The organism is Dietzia sp. E1, assembly GCF_014145015.1.
Taxonomy (GTDB): domain Bacteria; phylum Actinomycetota; class Actinomycetes; order Mycobacteriales; family Mycobacteriaceae; genus Dietzia; species Dietzia cinnamea_A.
The window spans coordinates 1-1,067 of record NZ_JAALDU010000461.1; the positions used below are offsets into that span (position 1 = coordinate 1).

The 1,067-nt window shown below is 71.9% G+C and carries 1 protein-coding gene and 1 pseudogene; both read right to left on the reverse strand.

Translation table 11 applies throughout. The features are described from left to right. Positions 1-239: 239 nt before the first annotated feature. Positions 240-857 (reverse strand): alpha/beta fold hydrolase, encoded by a 618-nt coding sequence (locus tag G6030_RS13965; protein WP_347238670.1) that lies wholly within the window; start codon positions 855-857, stop codon positions 240-242. Further along, a pseudogene (locus G6030_RS16625) lies at positions 803-1,067 on the reverse strand (hypothetical protein); the annotation flags it as partial. The pseudogene G6030_RS16625 and the gene G6030_RS13965, both read right to left, overlap by 55 nt.

The following is a 1,067-nucleotide window of genomic DNA, read 5'->3' on the forward strand; positions in this document are numbered from 1 at the left end:
GGCGGGACGGTTCTCGGTGCCAGGGGAGTCGGTCATGCGCCCAGTCTCACCCGGCCGGGCCGCCCGTGGTGGCGGTTCGGCGGGCAATCCGCGGCGCTGTCCGCCCGCGCGGGCCCGCTGGCACGAACCCGTCGGCGCGGGTCCGCCACCGGCGTCAGCTGTGCAGCGGCGTGATCGGCGGGACGAAGACGCAGCCCACCGGCCGCGGGTTGGCCGGGTCAAGCGCGTTGAGCACGAGGTCACGGGGTGACGATCGAGACGTGCTCGGAGTAGTCCTGCGCGCAGAAGTCCTGCACCACGTGGTTCTGGGCGTTCGGACCCTCGACGTACCCGCTGGTGAACGGGGTGACGATCTCGTCGTAGCGCGTGAGGATGTTCGTGTACTGCACGTCCGGGTGGTACGGCGTGCCGGTCCGCCACAGGTCGTGGAAGAACTGGCTGCCGGCGAGCACCTGGTTGCAGGCCCCGCAGCCGACGGTCCGGAAGAAGTGCTCCACCTCGTCGCGGATGCCCACCTGGCCGAACAGGTCGAACGCCCGCGAGATGAAGAACGCCGTGCTGCCACGCCACACCGAACCGAGACCCACGTAGTTCTCGGCGTACTCGTGACCGCCCAGTTCGTTGACGTACACCGCCGGCATGATCGTCCCCTGGGAGTGCCCGACGAGATCGACCTTCTCCGCGCCGGTCGCCTCGCGCACGCGGTCCACGAACGCCGCGAGCTCGGCCGCCCCCTCCTCCATCGTGCGGGTCCCGCCCAGGGCGCTGAGCGGCCACGGCGCCTGCGGGTGCGCGCTATAGGTCAGCGCGTAGACGCAGTAGCCCTCGTTGGCCAGCGTCGGCGCGAGGTTGCCCAGTTGTCCTGCCGGTTATGGAACGTGCCGTGGACGAGGACCACCGGACGCGGGCGGGCCTCGGTGAGCTCGCAGTCCCAGTCGTTGGTGGCCGGGTGTTCGCCGAGCGGGTTCTGTACCTCCGCGCGCAGGCCGTCGACGAACGACGCGGGGACCGGGTGCGGCCCTCCGGCGGTGGGCGCCGGGACTGCGCCGGCGGTGGCGGCGGGCGGC